The organism is Neorhizobium alkalisoli (assembly GCF_007829835.1).
Taxonomy (GTDB): domain Bacteria; phylum Pseudomonadota; class Alphaproteobacteria; order Rhizobiales; family Rhizobiaceae; genus Neorhizobium.
Genome location: NZ_VIWP01000002.1, coordinates 437,928 through 455,270, shown reverse-complemented (window position 1 = coordinate 455,270; position 17,343 = coordinate 437,928). Strand labels below are relative to the sequence as shown.

Sequence of the window (17,343 nt, the reverse complement as noted above, 5' to 3'; positions counted from 1 at the left end):
GTGGAGTGTCGCAGATCCGCTTCATCGCAAGGGGCCTAACCCTTGACTCTGCGGCTGTGAATGTGAATGGAGAGGCAAAATACAAGGGAAGGATACCCTATGAGCATCGCATTCACGTTTCCCGGTCAGGGCAGCCAGTCCGTCGGCATGGGCAAGGAGCTTGCAGAGACCTTCCCCGAAGCCCGCGCGGTTTTCGAGGAAGTCGATGAGGCGCTTGGCCAGAAGCTCTCCGACATCATGTGGAACGGCCCGGAAGACACGCTGACGCTGACGGCAAACGCCCAGCCGGCGCTGATGGCCGTGTCGATCGCGACCATGCGGGTTCTCGAAGCCCGTGGCCTGAAGCTGGCCGACAAGGTTTCTTATGTCGCCGGCCACTCCCTCGGCGAATATTCCGCTCTCTGTGCCGCCGGCACGTTCTCGCTTGCCGATACTGCCCGCCTGCTTCGCATCCGTGGCGATGCCATGCAGTCGGCCGTTCCGGTCGGGCAGGGCGCCATGGCGGCGATCATCGGCCTCGAACATGGTGATGTCGATGCGATCTGCGGGCAAGCCCGTGCAGACGGCGTCTGCCAGATCGCCAATGACAATGGCGGCGGCCAGCTGGTGATTTCCGGCTCGAAGGCAGCGGTCGAAAAGGCTGCGGCGCTTGCCACCGAAAAGGGCGCCAAGCGCGCCATCATGCTGCCGGTCTCGGCACCTTTCCACAGCGACCTGATGGCGCCGGCGGCAGATGCCATGCGCCACGCGCTCGACAAGGTCGAAAAGCACAACCCGATCGTGCCGGTCGTCGCCAATGTTCGCGCCACGCCGGTCACCGATGCGGACGAAATCGCAAAACTCCTCGTCACCCAGGTCACCGGCCAGGTGCGCTGGCGCGAGACGGTGGAATGGTTCGGCGCCAATGGCGTTACCACGCTTTACGAAATCGGCTCGGGAAAAGTGCTGACCGGCCTTGCCCGCCGCATCGACAAGAATATTTCCGGCGTAGCCGTCAATACACCGGCCGACATTGACGCGGCGATTGCCGCCATTCTCGGCTGAAGAAGAAGGAACAGAAGCATGTTTGATCTGACCGGCCGCAAGGCACTGGTGACGGGCGCAACCGGCGGCCTCGGCGAAGAGATCGCCCGGCTCCTCCACAAGCAGGGCGCCATTGTCGGCCTGCACGGCACACGCGTCGAAAAGCTCGAGGCGCTGGCTGCCGAACTTGGCGAACGCGTCCACATCTTCCCGGCCAATCTTTCCGACCGTGACGAAGTCAAGGCGCTCGGCGAAAAGGCTGAAGCTGAACTCGGCGGCGTCGATATTCTCGTCAACAATGCCGGCATCACCAAGGACGGCCTGTTCGTGCGCATGAGCGATGCGGACTGGGATGCGGTCATGGAAGTGAACCTCACCTCGGTTTTCCGCCTGACCCGCGAACTCACCCATCCGATGATGCGCCGCCGTTTTGGCCGCATTATCAACATAACCTCGATCGTCGGCGTCACCGGCAATCCGGGCCAGGCGAACTACTGCGCCTCCAAGGCCGGCATGATCGGTTTTTCGAAGTCGCTCGCCCAGGAAATCGCCACGCGTAACGTCACGGTCAACTGTGTTGCACCGGGCTTTATCGAAAGCGCGATGACCGGCAAGCTCAATGAGAAGCAGAAGGACGCCATCATGGGCGCCATTCCGATGAAGCGCATGGGCGCCGGCGCAGACATCGCCGCAGCCGTGCTTTATCTCGCTTCCGACGAGGCAGGCTACGTCACCGGCCAGACTCTCCACGTCAACGGCGGCATGGCAATGATCTGATAGGGCCTGTGCCATTCCCGCCCATATGCGATAGGCTGTTGGCGGGGGTGTGCAGGAACAAATTCTGGCTTTGCGTAGCACGGAAACCGTGTTAAGCGGGCCTAGACTATATCAAAGTCACCCCGAAATTCAGGTCGTCATAATGCGTGAGCATGTGGCAGGAACCTGGAGAGGGGCCAAGGGGTTTGCCCGCATAGGCGCTATCCGGCGCCTGCGGCAGGTATCAACAGGGTACGGATGCCATTGAGGCATTCGAGAAGATAAAGGTCGAGGAAACCGACATGAGCGATATCGCAGAACGCGTTAAGAAAATTGTTGTTGATCATCTCGGCGTCGACGCCGAAAAGGTAGTCGAAGGCGCAAGCTTCATCGACGATCTCGGCGCGGACTCGCTGGATACCGTCGAGCTGGTCATGGCGTTCGAAGAAGAATTCGGCGTTGAAATTCCGGACGACGCTGCTGACTCGATCCTGACGGTCGGCGACGCCGTCAAGTTCATCGAGAAGGCCCAGGCCTGATCGGCGAATACATTCGGGCGCACGGCTTCCGTGCAATGCCCCAGTCACGGCCCGCTAGTTCGGGCCGTTTCAGCAATTGGCACATGAATAACAGGGTAGGGCGCTGGCGATGAGGCGTGTCGTTATCACCGGTACCGGCATGGTATCTCCTCTCGGATGCGGAACGGAAATCAGCTGGTCGAGATTGCTCGCCGGCGAGAATGCCGCGCGTGTCGTCACCGAATTCGAGGTCGAAGACCTCCCCGCAAAGATCGCTTGCCGTATTCCGGTTGGCGATGGTTCCAATGGCACATTCCATGCAGATGACTGGATGGAGCCGAAGGAACAGCGCAAGATCGATCCTTTCATCCTTTACGGCATGGCCGCCGCCGACATGGCGCTGACCGATGCCGGCTGGCACCCGAAGACCGACGAAGACCAGATCGCCACCGGCGTTCTGATCGGTTCCGGTATCGGCGGCCTCGAAGGCATTGTCGAAGCTGGCTATACGCTGCGCGACAAGGGCCCGCGCCGTATTTCTCCTTTCTTCATTCCCGGCCGCCTGATCAATCTGGTCTCCGGCCAGGTTTCGATCCGTCACAAGCTGCGCGGCCCGAACCATTCGGTCGTCACGGCCTGTTCGACCGGCGCGCATGCAATCGGTGACGCAGCCCGTCTGATCATGCTCGGCGATGCCGATGTCATGGTTGCCGGTGGTGCCGAATCGCCGATCTGCCGCATCTCGCTGGCCGGTTTTGCCGCCTGCAAGGCGCTGTCGACCCAGCACAATGACGATCCGCAGAAGGCCTCGCGCCCCTATGACCGCGACCGCGACGGTTTCGTCATGGGCGAGGGCGCCGGCATCGTCGTGCTCGAAGAGCTCGAACATGCCAAGGCGCGCGGCGCCAAGATCTATGCCGAAGTTGTCGGTTACGGCCTGTCGGGTGATGCTTTCCACATCACCGCCCCGTCGGAAGATGGCGATGGCGCTTTCCGTTGCATGACCTCGGCTCTGAAGCGTGCAGGCCTTGCCGCGTCGGATCTCGATTACATCAATGCCCACGGCACTTCGACCATGGCCGACACGATCGAGCTTGGCGCTGTCGAGCGTCTGGTCGGCAATGCCGCGTCCAAGATCTCCATGTCGTCGACCAAGTCGGCTATCGGCCATCTTCTCGGTGCTGCCGGTGCCGTCGAGGCGATCTTCTCGGCGCTTGCCATCCGCGACAACATTGCCCCGCCGACGCTCAACCTCGACAATCCCGATGTCGAGACGGCGATCGACCTCGTGCCGCATACGGCCCGCAAGCGCGACATCAACGTGGCGCTGTCGAACTCCTTCGGTTTCGGCGGCACCAACGCATCGCTCGTTCTGCGTCGCTACGAAGCGTAATCAATGCCCGGCGCCGGCTCTTCGGAGCGGGCGTCGGGACACAATCCTCTTCGGGACCTGTTTTTGCCGCATTGCTTGGCCAGATAGCGAGCGGTAGTTTTTAGTGCTTTACGGGGGTGTGGGTGAATAATTCCAACAATCTAGGCGACAATCCCCCAGGTTCTGGCCCCGCTGCTGGCGGAAACGGTACTGCACCTGCCGGCACCAATGGTGCTGCGCGTGGCCCGATCATTCCGAAATCGCCGAACGAAGCGCTGCGCCCCGAGCGCGTGCCGGAACCGCCGCGCCGCTCCAAGAAGGCGCGCAGCCAGTTCGTCATCTTCCTGAATTTTGTCATGACCATGGTCGTGGTGATCTGCATCGCCGCGGTCGCCGGCTTCTATTACATGATCCGCGTCTATCAGGAGCCGGGTCCGCTCGAGACCAATTCCCACTTCCTCGTCCGCTCCGGCAATGGCCTGTCGGAAATTGCCGCCAATCTGGAGCGCAACGGCATCATTTCGGAAGCCCGCATCTTCCGTTATGTGACCGCGACCTATCTGCGCAATGGCGAGACGCTGAAGGCCGGCGAATACGAGATCAAGGCGCATGCCTCTATGAAGGACGTGATGGACACGATGGTGTCCGGCAAGTCCATCCTCTATTCCGTCGTGCTGCCCGAAGGCCTGACCGTCCGCCAGATGTTCCTGCGGCTTGCCGAGGACCCGGTTCTGGAAGGCGACCTTCCGTCCGAACAGCCGCCGGAAGGCAGCCTGCGCCCGGATACCTACAAGTTCTCGCGCGGCACCAAGCGCAACGAGATCCTCTCGCAGATGCGCGCCGCCCAGCAGAAGATGGTCGACCAGATCTGGGAAAAGCGTGATCCGGATCTTCCGGTGAAGACCAAGGAGGAATTTCTGGTCCTCGCCTCGATCGTCGAGAAGGAAACCGGCAAGGAAGATGAGCGCGCCCATGTCGCTTCCGTTTTCCTCAACCGTATCCAGAAGGGCATGCGCCTGCAGTCCGATCCGACCATCGTCTACGGCCTGTTCGGTGGCGAGGGTAAACCCTCCGACCGTCCGATCTACAAGTCCGACATTGCCAAGCAGACGCCCTACAATACCTACCAGATCAAGGGCCTACCGCCGACGCCGATCTCCAATCCCGGCCGCGCAGCCCTCGAAGCCGTCGCCAATCCCTGGCGCAGCAAGGATCTGTATTTCGTCGCCGACGGCACGGGTGGTCACGTCTTTGCGGCAACGCTCGAAGAGCACAATGCCAATGTGAAGCGCTGGCGTCGGGTCGAGGCTGAGCGCGCGGCTGCCGGTGGCGGAAACGAGGTCGTCGACGGCCAGCCGGATGGCGACGAGGCCGAGAAGCCGCCGAAGGGCAACTGATCGCCTTTCCGCGCATTGCCTTTCATCCGGCATTATAGGCTGGATGCGCATATGATCCGAAGTGGTACCGGCAGCCCGCATGGGCTGCCTCCGCTTTGGTGGAATGACAGTCTGGAGACATTCATGACCCTGCAATCCATGACCGGCTTTGCCCGCAGCGAGGCAGCCGATGGACGCTATCGTTTCGGCTGGGAAATCCGCTCGGTCAACGGCAAGAGCCTCGACGTGCGCCTGCGCCTGCCACCGGGTCTGGAAAGGCTGGAACAGGAAGTGCGCAAGCGCATCTCCGAAAAGCTATCACGCGGCAATCTGCAGGCGACGCTGACGTTGTCCGTCGAGCAGGCGAATGTCGAGGCTGTCTTGAACCGCGACGCTCTGAAGGCCGTTCTGGCGCTGCGCGAGGAATTGGGCGATCTCGTCGATCCGGCACCGCTCCGGCTCGATACCCTGCTCGGCATCCGTGGCCTGGTCGATATCCGCGAGGCCGAGGATGGCGCCGAGACGCAGGCGGCACGCGATGCAGCCGTCCTGACCTCGCTTGACCAGGCAATTGCCGGTCTGGTCGCGATGCGCGAGAGCGAAGGCGCTGCCATGGCGGGTGTGCTCAAGGGGCACGTCGCACGCATTGCAGAGCTGACGGCCCAGGTCGAAAACGATATTTCGCGCTCGCCGGAAGAGATCGCAAAGCGCCTTTCGGCCCAGCTTGCGGCACTCCTGCAGGATGCGCCGTCGCTCGATCGCGACCGGCTGCATGCGGAGGCGGCGCTTTTGGCCACCAAGGCCGATCTGCGCGAAGAAATCGACCGGTTAAAGGCGCATGTCGTCGCGGCCGGCGAGCTTTTGGACCGCGGCGGACAGGCCGGACGACGTCTCGATTTCCTTGCACAGGAATTTAACCGGGAATCGAATACGATCTGTTCCAAATCCAACTCCGCCGCTGTAACTGCGGCAGGCATAGAATTGAAAGTCGTGATCGACCAGTTCAGAGAACAGGTCCAGAATCTGGAGTAGACCATGAGCCCGGCCCAGAAGTCGACCGCCTCGAAAATGCCGACGACGATCGCCCGTCGCGGTCTGATGCTGGTTCTCTCGTCGCCCTCCGGCGCCGGCAAGTCGACGATCGCGCGCAATCTTCTGGAGACCGATCCGAGCCTCGAAATCTCGGTCAGCGTCACGACCCGCCAGCGCCGCCCGAGCGAGATCGCCGGAAAGCACTACCATTTCATCACGGTGCGCGAATTCGAGCGCCTGCGCGATTCCGACTCGCTGCTGGAATGGGCGCAGGTTCACGGCAATTTCTACGGCACGCCGCGCGAGCCGGTGGAACAGGCGATGTCCGAAGGTCGCGACATGCTGTTCGATATCGACTGGCAGGGTGCCCTTCAGCTGCAGGACAAGATGAAGGCCGATGTCGTGTCGATCTTCGTGCTGCCGCCGACCATGACCGAGCTGCAGTCGCGCCTGCACCGCCGGGCCGAGGATTCCGAAGAGGTGATCCGCACCCGCCTTCTGAACTCCCGCGCCGAGATCGAGCACTGGCGCGAATATGACTATGTCATCGTCAACGACGATCTCGACGAGGCATTCCGCAACGTCAACTGCATCGTCAATGCCGAGCGCGTCCGCCGCGACCGCCGCCACGGTCTGTTCGATTTCATCGGCAATCTGCTGACGGAAGAACCGGTCCTCTGAAGCGGTATTCAAGTACCTGAATAAGTTGATATTTGTCTATTTTATTGCAAACTTATGCTTGTAATCGGCAGGCGTACGTATGATCCTCCGCGCGTTAGTGACGAGGAGATTATATGACTAGCGAAATTTATGTTTCTACGTTGAGCAGCCAGCTCATTGCGATCAACCCATACAACCTGTCTTCCCGCTATATCGGCAACACAGGCACGGCGATGACCGATATCGCCTTTGCCCCGGACGGGACGCTTTACGGGATTTCCTTCAGCGACCTGTACCGCATCGACCCTACGACCGGCGCTTCGACACGCATCGGCTCGCTCGGCATGTACAGTGCCAATGCACTCGAGATCGACGCCAACGGAAACGCCTATCTCGCATCCAATACCAACGGAAACCTCTATTCCGTCAACCTCTCGACCGGTGGCGCGACGAAGATCGGCCAGTATTCGACGACCGTGGGCTCGGCAGGCGATCTCGCCTTCCTCAACAACAAGCTCTATCTCGCCGCAACCGATAACAGCATCATCGAAATCTCGCCTGTCACCGGTGAGGCGCTGCATCAGGCGAAGACCGGGCTTTCCAACCTCTTCGGCCTCGAAAAGCTTGGCGCCGCACTTTACGCCTTTGCCGGTGATGACTTCTTCACCATCAATCCGGTGACGGGCGAACGCGTGCCGATGAAGGAAGTCTCGGGTTACGGCCAGTTCGCCGGTGCCAGCGCCATGGACTTCGAAGGCACGGGGCAGGCCTATACCGTCAAGGGCACGGCTGCGACCGACTGGATCTTTGGCGCCGCCAAGAACGATCGTCTTTACGGCCTCGGCGGCAATGACACGCTCTGGGGCGGCCCGGGCGGCGATTACCTGAATGGTGGCGCCGGCAATGATACTGCCTCTTATGAAGGCGCGACCAAGGCCGTCACCGCGAACCTCGAAAAGCGCACGCTCAACAAGGGTGATGCCAAGGGCGACACCTATGTGTCGATCGAGAACCTGACGGGCTCGAAATATGCCGATGTTCTCACCGGCAACAAGCTCGCCAACCGCATCGAGGGCGGCAGCGGCAATGACACGCTGAACGGCCGTCTCGGCAAGGATGTTCTAGTCGGCGGCGCCGGCAAGGATACGTTCGTCTTCGACACCAAGCTCTCGTCGTCCAATATCGACAAGATCCTCGACTTCAACCCGATCTCAGATTCGATCGATCTCGAACTGGCGATCTTCAAGAAAGCCGGCAAAGTCGGTCACCTGGCGGCCGACGCCTTTTATGCCGGCGCCAAGGCCCATGATGCTTCCGACCGGATCATCTATGACAGCAAGAGCGGCAAGCTCTGGTACGACGCCGATGGTACCGGTTCTTCCAAGGCCGTGCAGTTCGCGACGCTCGACAAGGGCCTGAAGCTCACCTACCACGATTTCGATATCATCTGATCGAGATAACCGGGCCGCCGTCTTCCATGAGAAGGCGGCGGCCCGTTGCATTTGCCGGCCGAATGGCCCGAAGCCGTTTAGTTCGATTGGGATTTCAGCGTCATCGCTTCCGGCAAGGTCAGGTCCGAATAGACGCGATTGCGGCCGTTTGCCTTGGCCAGATAGAGAAGCTGATCGGCAGCGTTCAGCTGATTGGTAAAGGTCTCGCCGGATTCGATTTCGACGACGCCGATGGAGATCGTCACCGAGATTGGCTTACTGGTATTCTGTGTGCTTGCATCGGCGATGGCAACGCGCAGTCCCTCGCAAAAGGAATGCGCCTGAAACGCATCCGCTTTCGGCATATAGATCGCAAATTCCTCGCCACCCAGCCGGGCTGGCAGAAGCTTTGCCGACTTGCACAGATCCGCCATCACATCCGCGACCATCTTCAGAACCTGATCGCCGACATCATGGCCATAGGTGTCGTTGACCGATTTGAACTGGTCGATGTCGAGAAGCGCGATGGCGCCCGTCATTGCGCCGCCGTCCAGCGCGCTCATCTTTTCAAAGAAATGCCGCCGGTTGGCGAGCCCCGTCAGGTGATCCCGCTCCGCAAGGCGGCGAAGGCGTTTCAGCTGCACCAGCGTCTCGATATTGTTGTCGATACGGCATTGCAGTTCTTCCGGCACGAACGGTCGATAGATGAAGTCCGACGCGCCTGCCTTCAGAAAGCTGGCGGAGAGCAGCCGGTCGGACGATGAGGAGACACCGACGATCCGCAACTCCTCGGACGTGCGTGTCTCGCGGATCCGGCGGGTGAGTTCGTAACCATCCATGTCGGCCATGTGATAGTCGGTAATGACCAGCTGGATCGTGTCGTCGGCTTTCAGGATATCCAGCGCCTCGCGGCCGGAGCTTGCCTGCAACACGTTGAAATTCTGGCGCGCCAGGATCTCGACCAGACCGGATCGTGCCGCCCTTGCATCGTCGACGACAAGGATCGTGAAATCATGATTGCCGAGGATCCGCCGAACCGTCTGCACGACCGTGTCGACGGTCCTGCGGCTGTCCTTGACGATATAGTCGAGGACCTTTTTCTCGGCATAACGCTCGCGGGCATTCGGATCGAAAGTGGCGGTAAAGACGATCGTCGGCACTTCCTTTTCCACCAGAAGCGACAGGATTTCGCCATTGGGTGCATCGGGAAGGTTGAGGCCGGTCAGCGCCAGGATGAAATCGCCGGAGGCAAGGGCCGAGCGTGCTTCCGCCATCGTCCTGCAACAGGTCAGGGAAGCCTCCGTTTCCGCTTCCAGGCGGCCGGTCAAAAGGGTGGAAAGGGCAATCGAATCTTCGACGAGCAGGATACGGTTGCCACGGTATCCTTCGCTCCCCGTCAAGCCATTACGGCTTTCGGTCATTTCGTACTCCAGTCAGTATGCCACTGAAGCACGCATACACGAGATCACTTACAAATCGCTTTATCTGCGGGCGTGCTGGCGACCGAGATCGTCAGGTTTTACAGGCAGTTCGCCAGCCGCACGAACTCTTCCACCGACAGCGTCTCTGCGCGTCTCTGCGGATCGATATCCGCCTTGGCAAGCAGTGTTTCGCCACCGAGCGACTTGATGCTCTGGCGCAGCATCTTGCGGCGTTGTCCGAACGCGGCCTGGGTCAGGCGCTCGAGCTTGGAAACGTCGCAGGGCAGGGGGCTAGCCTTGGGTGTCAGGTGCACGACCGTCGAGGTGACCTTCGGCGGTGGCGAAAAGGCCTGGGGCGGCACGTCGAACACCATATGCGCATCCGTGCGCCAGCCGGCGACGACGCCGAGACGGCCATAGTGGTCGTCATCCTCGTTGGCGACGATCCTCAGGCCGACTTCCTTCTGGAACATCAGCGTCAGGCTTTCCCAGAAGGGCGGCCATTTGCCGTCCGTGGGGATCAGCCAGTTGATCAGCAGCTGCGTGCCGACATTGTAGGGCAGGTTGGCGATGATTTTTACCGGTCCGCCCTCGGCTTTCTCGGCTGCCAAGGCGGCAAAATCCGTCTTCAGCGCGTCGCCCTCGATGACCTCCAACCGGCCGGGATAATAGGTCTCGACTTCGGCAAGGGCGGGCAGGGCGCGGGGGTCGCGCTCGATTGCGATCACCTTCTTCGCTCCGAGCGCAAGGATGGCGCGCGTCAAACCGCCCGGACCGGGGCCGACCTCGAACACGGTGACACCCTCCAGTGGCCCGGCGGAACGAGCGATCTTTTGGGTGAGGTTAAGGTCGAACAGAAAGTTCTGGCCAAGCGCCTTTTTCGCGTCGAGCCCAAAACGCTCGACGACATCGCGCAGCGGCGGCAGACCGTCCAGCGTTGCCATCAGGCGCTGGCCTTGGATGCAAGCTTACCGGCGAGCTTCAGCGCTTCGACGAGGCTCGTTTCGCGCGCTACACCCTGGCCGGCAATACCGAAGGCGGTGCCATGGTCGGGCGAGGTGCGGATGAAGGGCAGGCCCAGCGTGACATTGACAGACGTGTCGAAACCGAGCGCCTTGGCCGGGATCAGGGCCTGGTCGTGATACATGCAGATCGCCACGTCATAGCGGGCGCGGGCATCATCGTGGAACATAGTATCGGCCGAGAGCGGCCCGAACACATGGATACCTTCGGCGCGCAGCTTGAAGACCGCGGGATGGATGATGTCCTGGTCTTCCACGCCGATCGCGCCATCCTCGCCCGCATGCGGGTTGAGGCCGGCAACCGCCAGCCGCGGCTGGGCCATGCCGAAACGCGTCTTCAGGTCGTGATGGGTGATCCGGCAGGTTTCCATGATCAGCGCTTCGGTGAGCGCGCCGGGAACATCCTTGATCGGAATATGGATGGTGACCGGGATCGCCCGCAGTTTCGGCCCGGCGAGCATCATGACAGGGCGCACGGGCGTGCCGGTCTTCTTCTCGGCAAGGGCTGCGAGAAATTCGGTATGGCCCGGAAAACCAAAACCTGCTTCGTAGAGAATGGACTTGGCGATCGGATTGGTGACGACGCCGGCAGCCCTGCCTTCGAAGGAAAGCGCCACGGCGGTCTCGATCGCAGCGATCGTGCCCTTGGCCGTCGCGACATGCGGCTCGCCTGCCGCGACCACGGCACCTGCTGGGATGGGCAGGATAGGCAGAGCATCGTCGAAGACGGAAAGCGCCGTTTCCGGGTCGGCTTCGCGGATCGGCAGATCGTCGAGGCCGAGGATCGCGGCGCGCGATTTCAGGACATCAGGATCGCCGAGGAAGATGAAAGGTGGAATACCCGTTTCCCGGCGTGAGGCCCAGGCAGCAAGCGTGATGTCGGGGCCGATACCGGCGGGATCGCCCTGGGTGAGTGCGAGCGGACGATCGAAGGGCATGCTGTCTCCGTCAGGACTTGCCGATATAGTCGATCTGCGCCTTGGCGCGCAGCTCGTCCATGTATTTCTTTTCGTTCGGGTTCTCGCCGTCTTTTTCCTTGGTCAGGTCTTCGGCGCGGAACACGGCTTCGGCGGCGGCGTCGTCAGATACCTGGCGCTGCTCGCAGATGGCGAGGAATTCGACGCCACGGTCGGTGACGCGGGCGGCCGTCGTATTGCCGGAAGCCTTCTCGATCAGCGGCTTCCAGTCTTCCGGCAGTTCCGGCTGCAGAACGCGGCCGAGATCGCGGATCGAGACGTCCATCATCGTCGCTGCAAATTCCTTGGCATTGTCACAGCCCGGGAATTTCGAACGCGACGCTTCGGCTTCCGCCTTGCGCTTGTTGAGGATGGCGTTGCGCTTGGCGGCGGGTACGACGAAGATTACCTGCTTGAGGAAATATTCCGTCGTGACCGGCTTCTGCTTGTTTTCCATCATGCGGCTGACGAGCTCGTCCGACGACATGCGCGAACGGCCACCGCCGTAACGGGCGTTGAGCAGGCGCGGCCAGCTCATCTGTACGGCGATATAGGCCTTGAAGTGCTCGGCGCCGACACCGGCCTTGGACAGGATCTCGGTCAGCTGCGGCACGGTCATCTTGTTGCTGGCGGCAAAGCGCGCAAAGGACTTGTCGACGTCGTCAGTGCTGACCGACATTTTGACGCGGGCGATTTCCTGGCGCTTCAGCGTTTCGTCGACCAGCTGCTGGCGGGCGGTCTTCGCGTCGCCCGGACGATGCTGCAGGCGCAGGAAGGCCACGCGGTGCGCAACGTCGGATGTGGTGATTGCCGTCTTGTTGACGACGGCGGCGACGCTGCTGGCACTCTGTGCGCCGGCCATCGTCGGCATGATGAAAGTCGAGGCGGCGAGTGCGGCAAGCGCCATCAGCGTGTTGCGCGTTGCAGTCCTTGCAAACATCAAACCCAATCCCTTTTTCCGCTGCGGTCCAGTCCCGCTCACTCCGGCCTTTATACTAGCCGATCGGAGCCCGCTTGCACAATCGTTGCGGCAAAACCATGACAAGGCGGCCCGGACCTGGTGGCCGGGCCGATCACTTCGCGGAGATCAGTTCCGGAAGTTTTCCTGATAATCCTTGGTCGAGCCGATATTGATATCGCCGAGTGTCCGGAAGCTCAGCCTTGCGCTGATCGTCCAGTCATTGGCATCAGAGTCCGAAGGCTTGTCGGTATAGGCGAGCGTGAAGATCGTGCACTCGTCTGCGTAGCTGATACCGACGCCACGGCGGATGATGTCATTGTTGGCGAAGTCGTAGGTGGCGGAGCCGGCCAGCGACCAGTTCTCGTTGATCCGAAGCGACATCGTGTTCTTCAACACGTCGGTCGGTTCGGAATCACCATATTCTTCCTGCGGATCGAGCTTGGTGTAGACCAGCTGTCCACTGACGCGCGGCGTCGTGTAGCTGAGCGACGTATCCATGCGGCGAACCTGGAAGCTCTTCTCGTCGAAGCGCGTATTGGTGCCGACCGAGAAACCCTGCGGCAGGTCGATCGCAGCCATCGCCACGTAGTCGGAGCGCTTCGTTTCGAGGCCGGAATCAGCACCCGCCTGAACGAGGTCTTCCGTCGCGAACGAATTCTGGCCGAACAGCTGATAGGACTGGCCGAAGATACCGCGCAGGCCGACGCCATTGTCGAACGAGCCGGTATAACGAACGCCGACATTGGCGCGCGAGCCGCCTTCGACACGGTCGAAGCCCGAGAACTTGTCGCGCTCGAACAGGGTCGTCGCGTCGAATACGAAGCTCTGTGCATCTTCGTTCGGCAGGCCGCCGGCCATCTGCTCGTTCGGCCGCAGGAAGACCTGGGCGATCGGCTCGATGATATGGCTGCTGCTGCCGGCCGAGATCAGGATCGGATAGCGGGTTTCGAAACCGGCCGTGACCATGTAGCGGCCATCCGAGCCGTTCGGCTCCAGATTGCCGTCATAGGCGGCAGACAGGTCCGACATGTCGTGATGCAGGCCGTCCGCGCGTGCGGCGAGGATCGGCGTGAAGAGCAGGCCGCCGGGCGTCGTGAAGGTGCGCTTCCACTCGGCTTCCGTGGTCAGGCGGCTGTAATCGCCTTCAAGCCCCGGGAAACGGTTGGTCGTGCCTTCGAAATACGAATCTTCCTGGCGACGCGTCAGATTGGTGAGGTTGGCGGTGATCGAAAGCTCGCCGCCGGCAACCGGTTCTGGTGCGTAATAGGTATAGTCGAGAGACGGATAGACGATCGCCTGCTGGCGCTCGAGATCGTTTTCGACCGCGTTGTCCTGCACGTCGAAATAATAAGAGTGCAGGTCGAAATAGTTACGCTTGCCGAGACCCGTCAGATAGACGTCGTTGGTGAACGTGTCGCTGTCCAGACCGTCGAGATTGTAGGTACGGGCAAAGTTGTTGTCCGTCTGGGCCATGACGTTCCAGCCGAACGACCAGCGCGGATTGATCTGGAAGTCGCCCTTGGAAGCGGCCATCAGACGCGTGTCCTGGGCGCGGTCGCTGGTTTCCGCATCGAACGTGCCCGGATCCCGCTGGTCGATGCCGGCGAAACGGAACGTATGCTGGCCGTTTTCGAAGCGGTTACGCACTTCGCCTTCGACGAGCAGACCCTGGGTCGAATAATAGGTCGGCGTCAGCGTCGCATCCATGCTCGGTGAGAAGACATGGTAATACGGAACCGAGACGCCAAAGCCGAGATTGTCGCTGGCGCTGAACTTCGGGAACAGGAAGCCCGACTTGCGCTCGACCGTCTCGTCGGGAACCGTGACCGGGAAGGGCAGGGTGCCGAGCGACATGCCGAACAGCTCGAACTGGGCATTCTCCAGCCGGATCGTGTGGGTCTGGCCGTTGCGGATGACGCGCTGCGCCTTGACCTGCCAGACGGGCGCCTTTCCGGGCGTCGCGGCGCAAGGAAGACACGCGGTATAAACGGTGTTGTTGAGCACCATGACTTCGCCGGGCTGACGCTCGGCGCTTTCGGCGGCAAGACGCGTATTGTCCGTCGTCTCGACCCGCAGCGAGTTCATGAAGCCTTCGCCGAAGTCATCGGTCACATCCAGCTGGTCGGCATAGACGCGGTTGCCCGAGGGCTCGATGAATTCGATATTGCCGGTCGCCATCACGCGTCCGGTCGTCTGGTCATATTCCACCCGCTGCGCGACCATGCGGTAGCGGTTGTAATAGATCTGCACGGCCCCGGTTGCGGTGACGCGCTTATTGTCCTGATTGTAGACGAGCTCGTTCGCACGAAGAAGCATCTTCGCGCCATCGGCAGCCTGCGGCACGGCGAGACCCTGCGCATATGCGCCGGTTCCAGCAACGCCAATTACGCTTACAGACACTCCGGTCAGCAGGGCGGCGGCGAGCCGTCTAAATTTCTTGCGGTCGATTGCCGCCACTAGCCATCCTCCTGATGGAGCAAAATTGTTGCGCCCAACGCTGTCGCCACGGTGACTGGAATCCAGACCGCAACGAAAGGAGGAATCGCCCCACTGCCCCCGAATGCTTTTACAAGCACGGTCACAACATAAAGCACGAAGCCTGAAACTATGCCACCCAGAATCATCGATCGCGACTGTGCGAAGCGACTGAATTTTAACGATACTGTTGCAGCAATGAGAGTCATGGCCACAAGCAGGATCGGCAGCGACAGCAGCGAGTGGAACTGTGTCTCAAGCGCCTTTGTCGAGATTCCGAAGGATTTTCCGATCTCGATCTTTCTGGAAAGGTCAAAAAACGCAATGGTTTCCGGCTGCGCCAGGCTTTCGGAAATATATTCGCGTCTCAAGTTGGTGCGAAGCTGTACCGTATCCTTACGGGTCGAGATTTCGCCCGGGCGATTCTCCACAACATCCTTAAGAAGCCAGTAACCATCTTCCAACTTTGCCGACTTCGCATCCTGCCGAAGCGTGACGCGATCGTCCTTGTCGAAGTGGAAAACCACCACGTCGAGCAGCTCGGTTCCGCTATCGCGATAGCTCTTGCCGCCGATGATCGTGTCCTCGTTGCCGCTGATCTGGCGAATCCACGGCACGAAATTGGAGGCCTTGGCGCGATTGCTCGCCTGTCGCCAGGTCGTCTCCAGCGAGATCGATTCGCGCTGGCCCCAGGCGCCGAGCGGATTGATGACGAAGATCGTGAAAAGGCCGATCAGGAAAGCGCCGACCACGAACGGGGTGACGAACTGCCAGACGGAAATGCCGGCGGCGCGCGTCACCACCAGCTCGTAACGGCGGTTGAGCGCGATCAGCACCGTCATGCCGATGAACAGGCTGAGTGTCGGGATGACCTGCTGCAGGATCTGCGGGACGCGCATCGCCGTCATCGCAAGCGCGCCATAGACCGTATAGCCCGTCAGGCCAGAAAGCCGCCGGCTCGTCTCGCTGAAATCGGCAAGAAAGATGATCGCGCTGACGCCGAGCAGGAACCAGAAGGCGGTGATGATGTAGCGCTTGAAGAAGTAGCGGCCGAGTGTCGAGAAGATCATGCCGCACCTCCCTTGGAGCCGGGCTTCGGAAGCCGCCGCTGCACGGATCGGGTCATGCTGGTAATGCCGTTGCCGATGAATTTCGGCATCTGGATCTGTCGATTGGTTGCCAGCATGAAGCTGACGATCGCGCAGGTGCCGAGCGGAATGGCATAAACCAGCGGAATATAGGCCGCGTTGCGCTCCGTCAGGTTCGTTGCCGAGAAGCCGACCCAGCGCAGAAGGAAGGCGACGATCAGAGCATAGATCATCGGATGCAGCCGGGCCTGACGATGCGAGCGGGTATTGCCGGCGACGAGCAGGGAAATCAGCGCGAAGGTGATCGGGAACAGCCAGTCGGAGAGGCGACGGTGCAGTTCGCTGCGATAACTTTCGGGTTTCTTCTGATAGGCCGGATCGTTCGGGTCGGGATTGAGCAGGAAGCTCAGGGGACGGTCGCCGGAATAAAGCGGCAGGCCACCACCATTGTCCGACTTGGTCATCGAAGAAAGATCAAAGGCATAGGAGGCGAACTTGACGATCGAGATACGGCCGTCCGGTCCCTTGCGGTGGACTTCGCCGTCGCGCATCGTCAGCGACGTGCCGCCCGGATCGACCGAGCCTTCGCGGGCGTAATAGATCAGATCGAACTGCGGATCGCGGTAATCCACCACGAACAGGCCCTTCAGGACGCGGCCCGAATGGCGCTCCGAGATCTGCACGTAAAGCCCGTCTTCGATCGTGCGAAAGGTCTTTTCCTCGATCACCGACGAGAGAAGGTCGGCATAGGCGGCAGCGACCATCTGGCGCGCGCCCAGCCGCGAGACCGGTTCGACGAAATTGGTGATGGCGAAGGAGGCGAGGCTGAGGCCCAGCGCCAGAAGGATGACCGGCTTGTAGATGATGCTGCGGCTGGCGCCGGCTGCATCGATGACCGGCAGCTCCGAATCGTTGTTCATCGCCGTCAGCGTCTGGGTGATGCCGATGACGAGCGCGAACGGCAGCACGACGGGGATGATGGTCGGCAGGATGTAACTTGCGAGCAGCATGAACGAGCCCATCGACTGGCCCGTATCGGTGACCAGGTTGATGCGGCCGAGCACCTGGATCGTCCAGATGATCGTCAGCACCGGAACCAGTGCCACGAGGAACATCTGTATGATCCGGCGCAGTATGTAGGTTTCGAGAAGTTTCATTCCCGCCTGATGCCCAAGTCCTGCCTGATGGCCTGTCGTCCCGCCCGTCATCCCGTGATGACAGCCGCGCCTATCTAAGCGATAGAAACGGCATTT

Annotated in this window: 15 protein-coding genes; 8 read left to right on the top strand and 7 right to left on the bottom strand. The window is 60.9% G+C overall.

All coding sequences use genetic code 11. The features are described from left to right. The first annotated feature begins 99 nt into the window (after positions 1 to 99). The 8 genes from fabD (at position 100) to FHW37_RS07945 (ending at position 8,188) form a co-directional block, all read left to right on the top strand. Positions 100 to 1,044: an ACP S-malonyltransferase gene (gene fabD / locus FHW37_RS07980; RefSeq protein WP_145634730.1), complete on the top strand. Its 945-nt coding sequence runs from the start codon at positions 100 to 102 to the stop codon at positions 1,042 to 1,044. An 18-nt stretch (positions 1,045 to 1,062) separates the two neighbouring features. After that, positions 1,063 to 1,800 (top strand): 3-oxoacyl-[acyl-carrier-protein] reductase, encoded by a 738-nt coding sequence (gene fabG, locus FHW37_RS07975; RefSeq protein ID WP_145634727.1) that lies wholly within the window; start codon positions 1,063 to 1,065, stop codon positions 1,798 to 1,800. Between the two features lie 281 nt (positions 1,801 to 2,081). Further along, complete coding sequence (locus tag FHW37_RS07970) at positions 2,082 to 2,318, top strand: acyl carrier protein (RefSeq protein WP_006727438.1); 237 nt, start codon at positions 2,082 to 2,084, stop codon at positions 2,316 to 2,318. Positions 2,319 to 2,427: 109 nt separating this feature from the next. After that, positions 2,428 to 3,690, top strand: coding sequence for a beta-ketoacyl-ACP synthase II (fabF, locus tag FHW37_RS07965; RefSeq protein WP_145634725.1), 1,263 nt, complete (start codon positions 2,428 to 2,430; stop codon positions 3,688 to 3,690). Between the two features lie 227 nt (positions 3,691 to 3,917). After that, positions 3,918 to 5,066 carry an endolytic transglycosylase MltG gene (gene mltG / locus FHW37_RS07960; protein WP_246690730.1) on the top strand — a complete coding sequence of 383 codons (1,149 nt, stop codon included), beginning with the start codon at positions 3,918 to 3,920 and terminating at the stop codon, positions 5,064 to 5,066. Positions 5,067 to 5,189: 123 nt separating this feature from the next. After that, complete coding sequence (locus FHW37_RS07955; protein ID WP_145634720.1) at positions 5,190 to 6,077, top strand: YicC/YloC family endoribonuclease; 888 nt, start codon at positions 5,190 to 5,192, stop codon at positions 6,075 to 6,077. Between the two features lie 3 nt (positions 6,078 to 6,080). Beyond that, complete coding sequence (gene gmk, locus FHW37_RS07950) at positions 6,081 to 6,758, top strand: guanylate kinase (protein ID WP_145634718.1); 678 nt, start codon at positions 6,081 to 6,083, stop codon at positions 6,756 to 6,758. A 113-nt stretch (positions 6,759 to 6,871) separates the two neighbouring features. Continuing rightward, on the top strand, positions 6,872 to 8,188 hold the full coding sequence (locus FHW37_RS07945; RefSeq protein ID WP_145634716.1) for a DUF6923 family protein: 1,317 nt from the start codon (positions 6,872 to 6,874) through the stop codon (positions 8,186 to 8,188). 77 nt (positions 8,189 to 8,265) lie between these two features. Here the strand turns inward: FHW37_RS07945 and FHW37_RS07940 are convergent, their stop codons facing one another. From FHW37_RS07940 to FHW37_RS07910, 7 genes are all read right to left on the bottom strand, one after another. Then, a complete protein-coding gene (locus tag FHW37_RS07940) occupies positions 8,266 to 9,588 on the bottom strand; it encodes a GGDEF domain-containing response regulator (RefSeq protein WP_145634714.1) in 1,323 nt (440 codons plus the stop codon). Positions 9,589 to 9,686: 98 nt separating this feature from the next. Next, the gene (gene rsmA / locus FHW37_RS07935) at positions 9,687 to 10,532 is read right to left on the bottom strand and encodes a 16S rRNA (adenine(1518)-N(6)/adenine(1519)-N(6))-dimethyltransferase RsmA (protein WP_145634712.1); all 846 of its coding nucleotides are present in this window, start codon (positions 10,530 to 10,532) and stop codon (positions 9,687 to 9,689) included. Next, positions 10,532 to 11,548, bottom strand: coding sequence for a 4-hydroxythreonine-4-phosphate dehydrogenase PdxA (gene pdxA, locus FHW37_RS07930; protein ID WP_145634709.1), 1,017 nt, complete (start codon positions 11,546 to 11,548; stop codon positions 10,532 to 10,534). Before pdxA ends, rsmA begins: the two co-directional genes overlap by 1 nt. A gap of 10 nt (positions 11,549 to 11,558) precedes the next feature. Further along, the gene (locus FHW37_RS07925) at positions 11,559 to 12,506 is read right to left on the bottom strand and encodes a SurA N-terminal domain-containing protein (protein ID WP_145634707.1); all 948 of its coding nucleotides are present in this window, start codon (positions 12,504 to 12,506) and stop codon (positions 11,559 to 11,561) included. A 147-nt stretch (positions 12,507 to 12,653) separates the two neighbouring features. After that, on the bottom strand, positions 12,654 to 14,984 hold the full coding sequence (locus tag FHW37_RS07920) for an LPS-assembly protein LptD (protein WP_145634705.1): 2,331 nt from the start codon (positions 14,982 to 14,984) through the stop codon (positions 12,654 to 12,656). After that, entirely contained in the window at positions 14,984 to 16,072 is a 1,089-nt protein-coding gene (gene lptG / locus FHW37_RS07915) for an LPS export ABC transporter permease LptG (RefSeq protein WP_145634703.1), read from the bottom strand. Before lptG ends, FHW37_RS07920 begins: the two co-directional genes overlap by 1 nt. Next, positions 16,069 to 17,247 (bottom strand): LptF/LptG family permease, encoded by a 1,179-nt coding sequence (locus FHW37_RS07910; RefSeq protein ID WP_145634701.1) that lies wholly within the window; start codon positions 17,245 to 17,247, stop codon positions 16,069 to 16,071. Before FHW37_RS07910 ends, lptG begins: the two co-directional genes overlap by 4 nt. Between the last annotated feature and the right edge of the window lie 96 nt (positions 17,248 to 17,343).

What these genes read in the sequence shown, in the direction of transcription:
- FHW37_RS07945 (WP_145634716.1), top strand. Translation starts at nt 6,872, where the DNA reads ATGACTAGCGAAATTTATGTTTCTACGTTGAGCAGCCAGCTCATTGCG.
- FHW37_RS07925 (WP_145634707.1), bottom strand. Translation starts at nt 12,506, where the DNA reads ATGTTTGCAAGGACTGCAACGCGCAACACGCTGATGGCGCTTGCCGCA.
- rsmA (WP_145634712.1), bottom strand. Translation starts at nt 10,532, where the DNA reads ATGGCAACGCTGGACGGTCTGCCGCCGCTGCGCGATGTCGTCGAGCGT.
- pdxA (WP_145634709.1), bottom strand. Translation starts at nt 11,548, where the DNA reads ATGCCCTTCGATCGTCCGCTCGCACTCACCCAGGGCGATCCCGCCGGT.
- fabD (WP_145634730.1), top strand. Translation starts at nt 100, where the DNA reads ATGAGCATCGCATTCACGTTTCCCGGTCAGGGCAGCCAGTCCGTCGGC.
- fabF (WP_145634725.1), top strand. Translation starts at nt 2,428, where the DNA reads ATGAGGCGTGTCGTTATCACCGGTACCGGCATGGTATCTCCTCTCGGA.
- FHW37_RS07910 (WP_145634701.1), bottom strand. Translation starts at nt 17,247, where the DNA reads ATGAAACTTCTCGAAACCTACATACTGCGCCGGATCATACAGATGTTC.
- lptG (WP_145634703.1), bottom strand. Translation starts at nt 16,072, where the DNA reads ATGATCTTCTCGACACTCGGCCGCTACTTCTTCAAGCGCTACATCATC.
- FHW37_RS07970 (WP_006727438.1), top strand. Translation starts at nt 2,082, where the DNA reads ATGAGCGATATCGCAGAACGCGTTAAGAAAATTGTTGTTGATCATCTC.
- fabG (WP_145634727.1), top strand. Translation starts at nt 1,063, where the DNA reads ATGTTTGATCTGACCGGCCGCAAGGCACTGGTGACGGGCGCAACCGGC.
- gmk (WP_145634718.1), top strand. Translation starts at nt 6,081, where the DNA reads ATGAGCCCGGCCCAGAAGTCGACCGCCTCGAAAATGCCGACGACGATC.
- FHW37_RS07940 (WP_145634714.1), bottom strand. Translation starts at nt 9,588, where the DNA reads ATGACCGAAAGCCGTAATGGCTTGACGGGGAGCGAAGGATACCGTGGC.
- FHW37_RS07955 (WP_145634720.1), top strand. Translation starts at nt 5,190, where the DNA reads ATGACCCTGCAATCCATGACCGGCTTTGCCCGCAGCGAGGCAGCCGAT.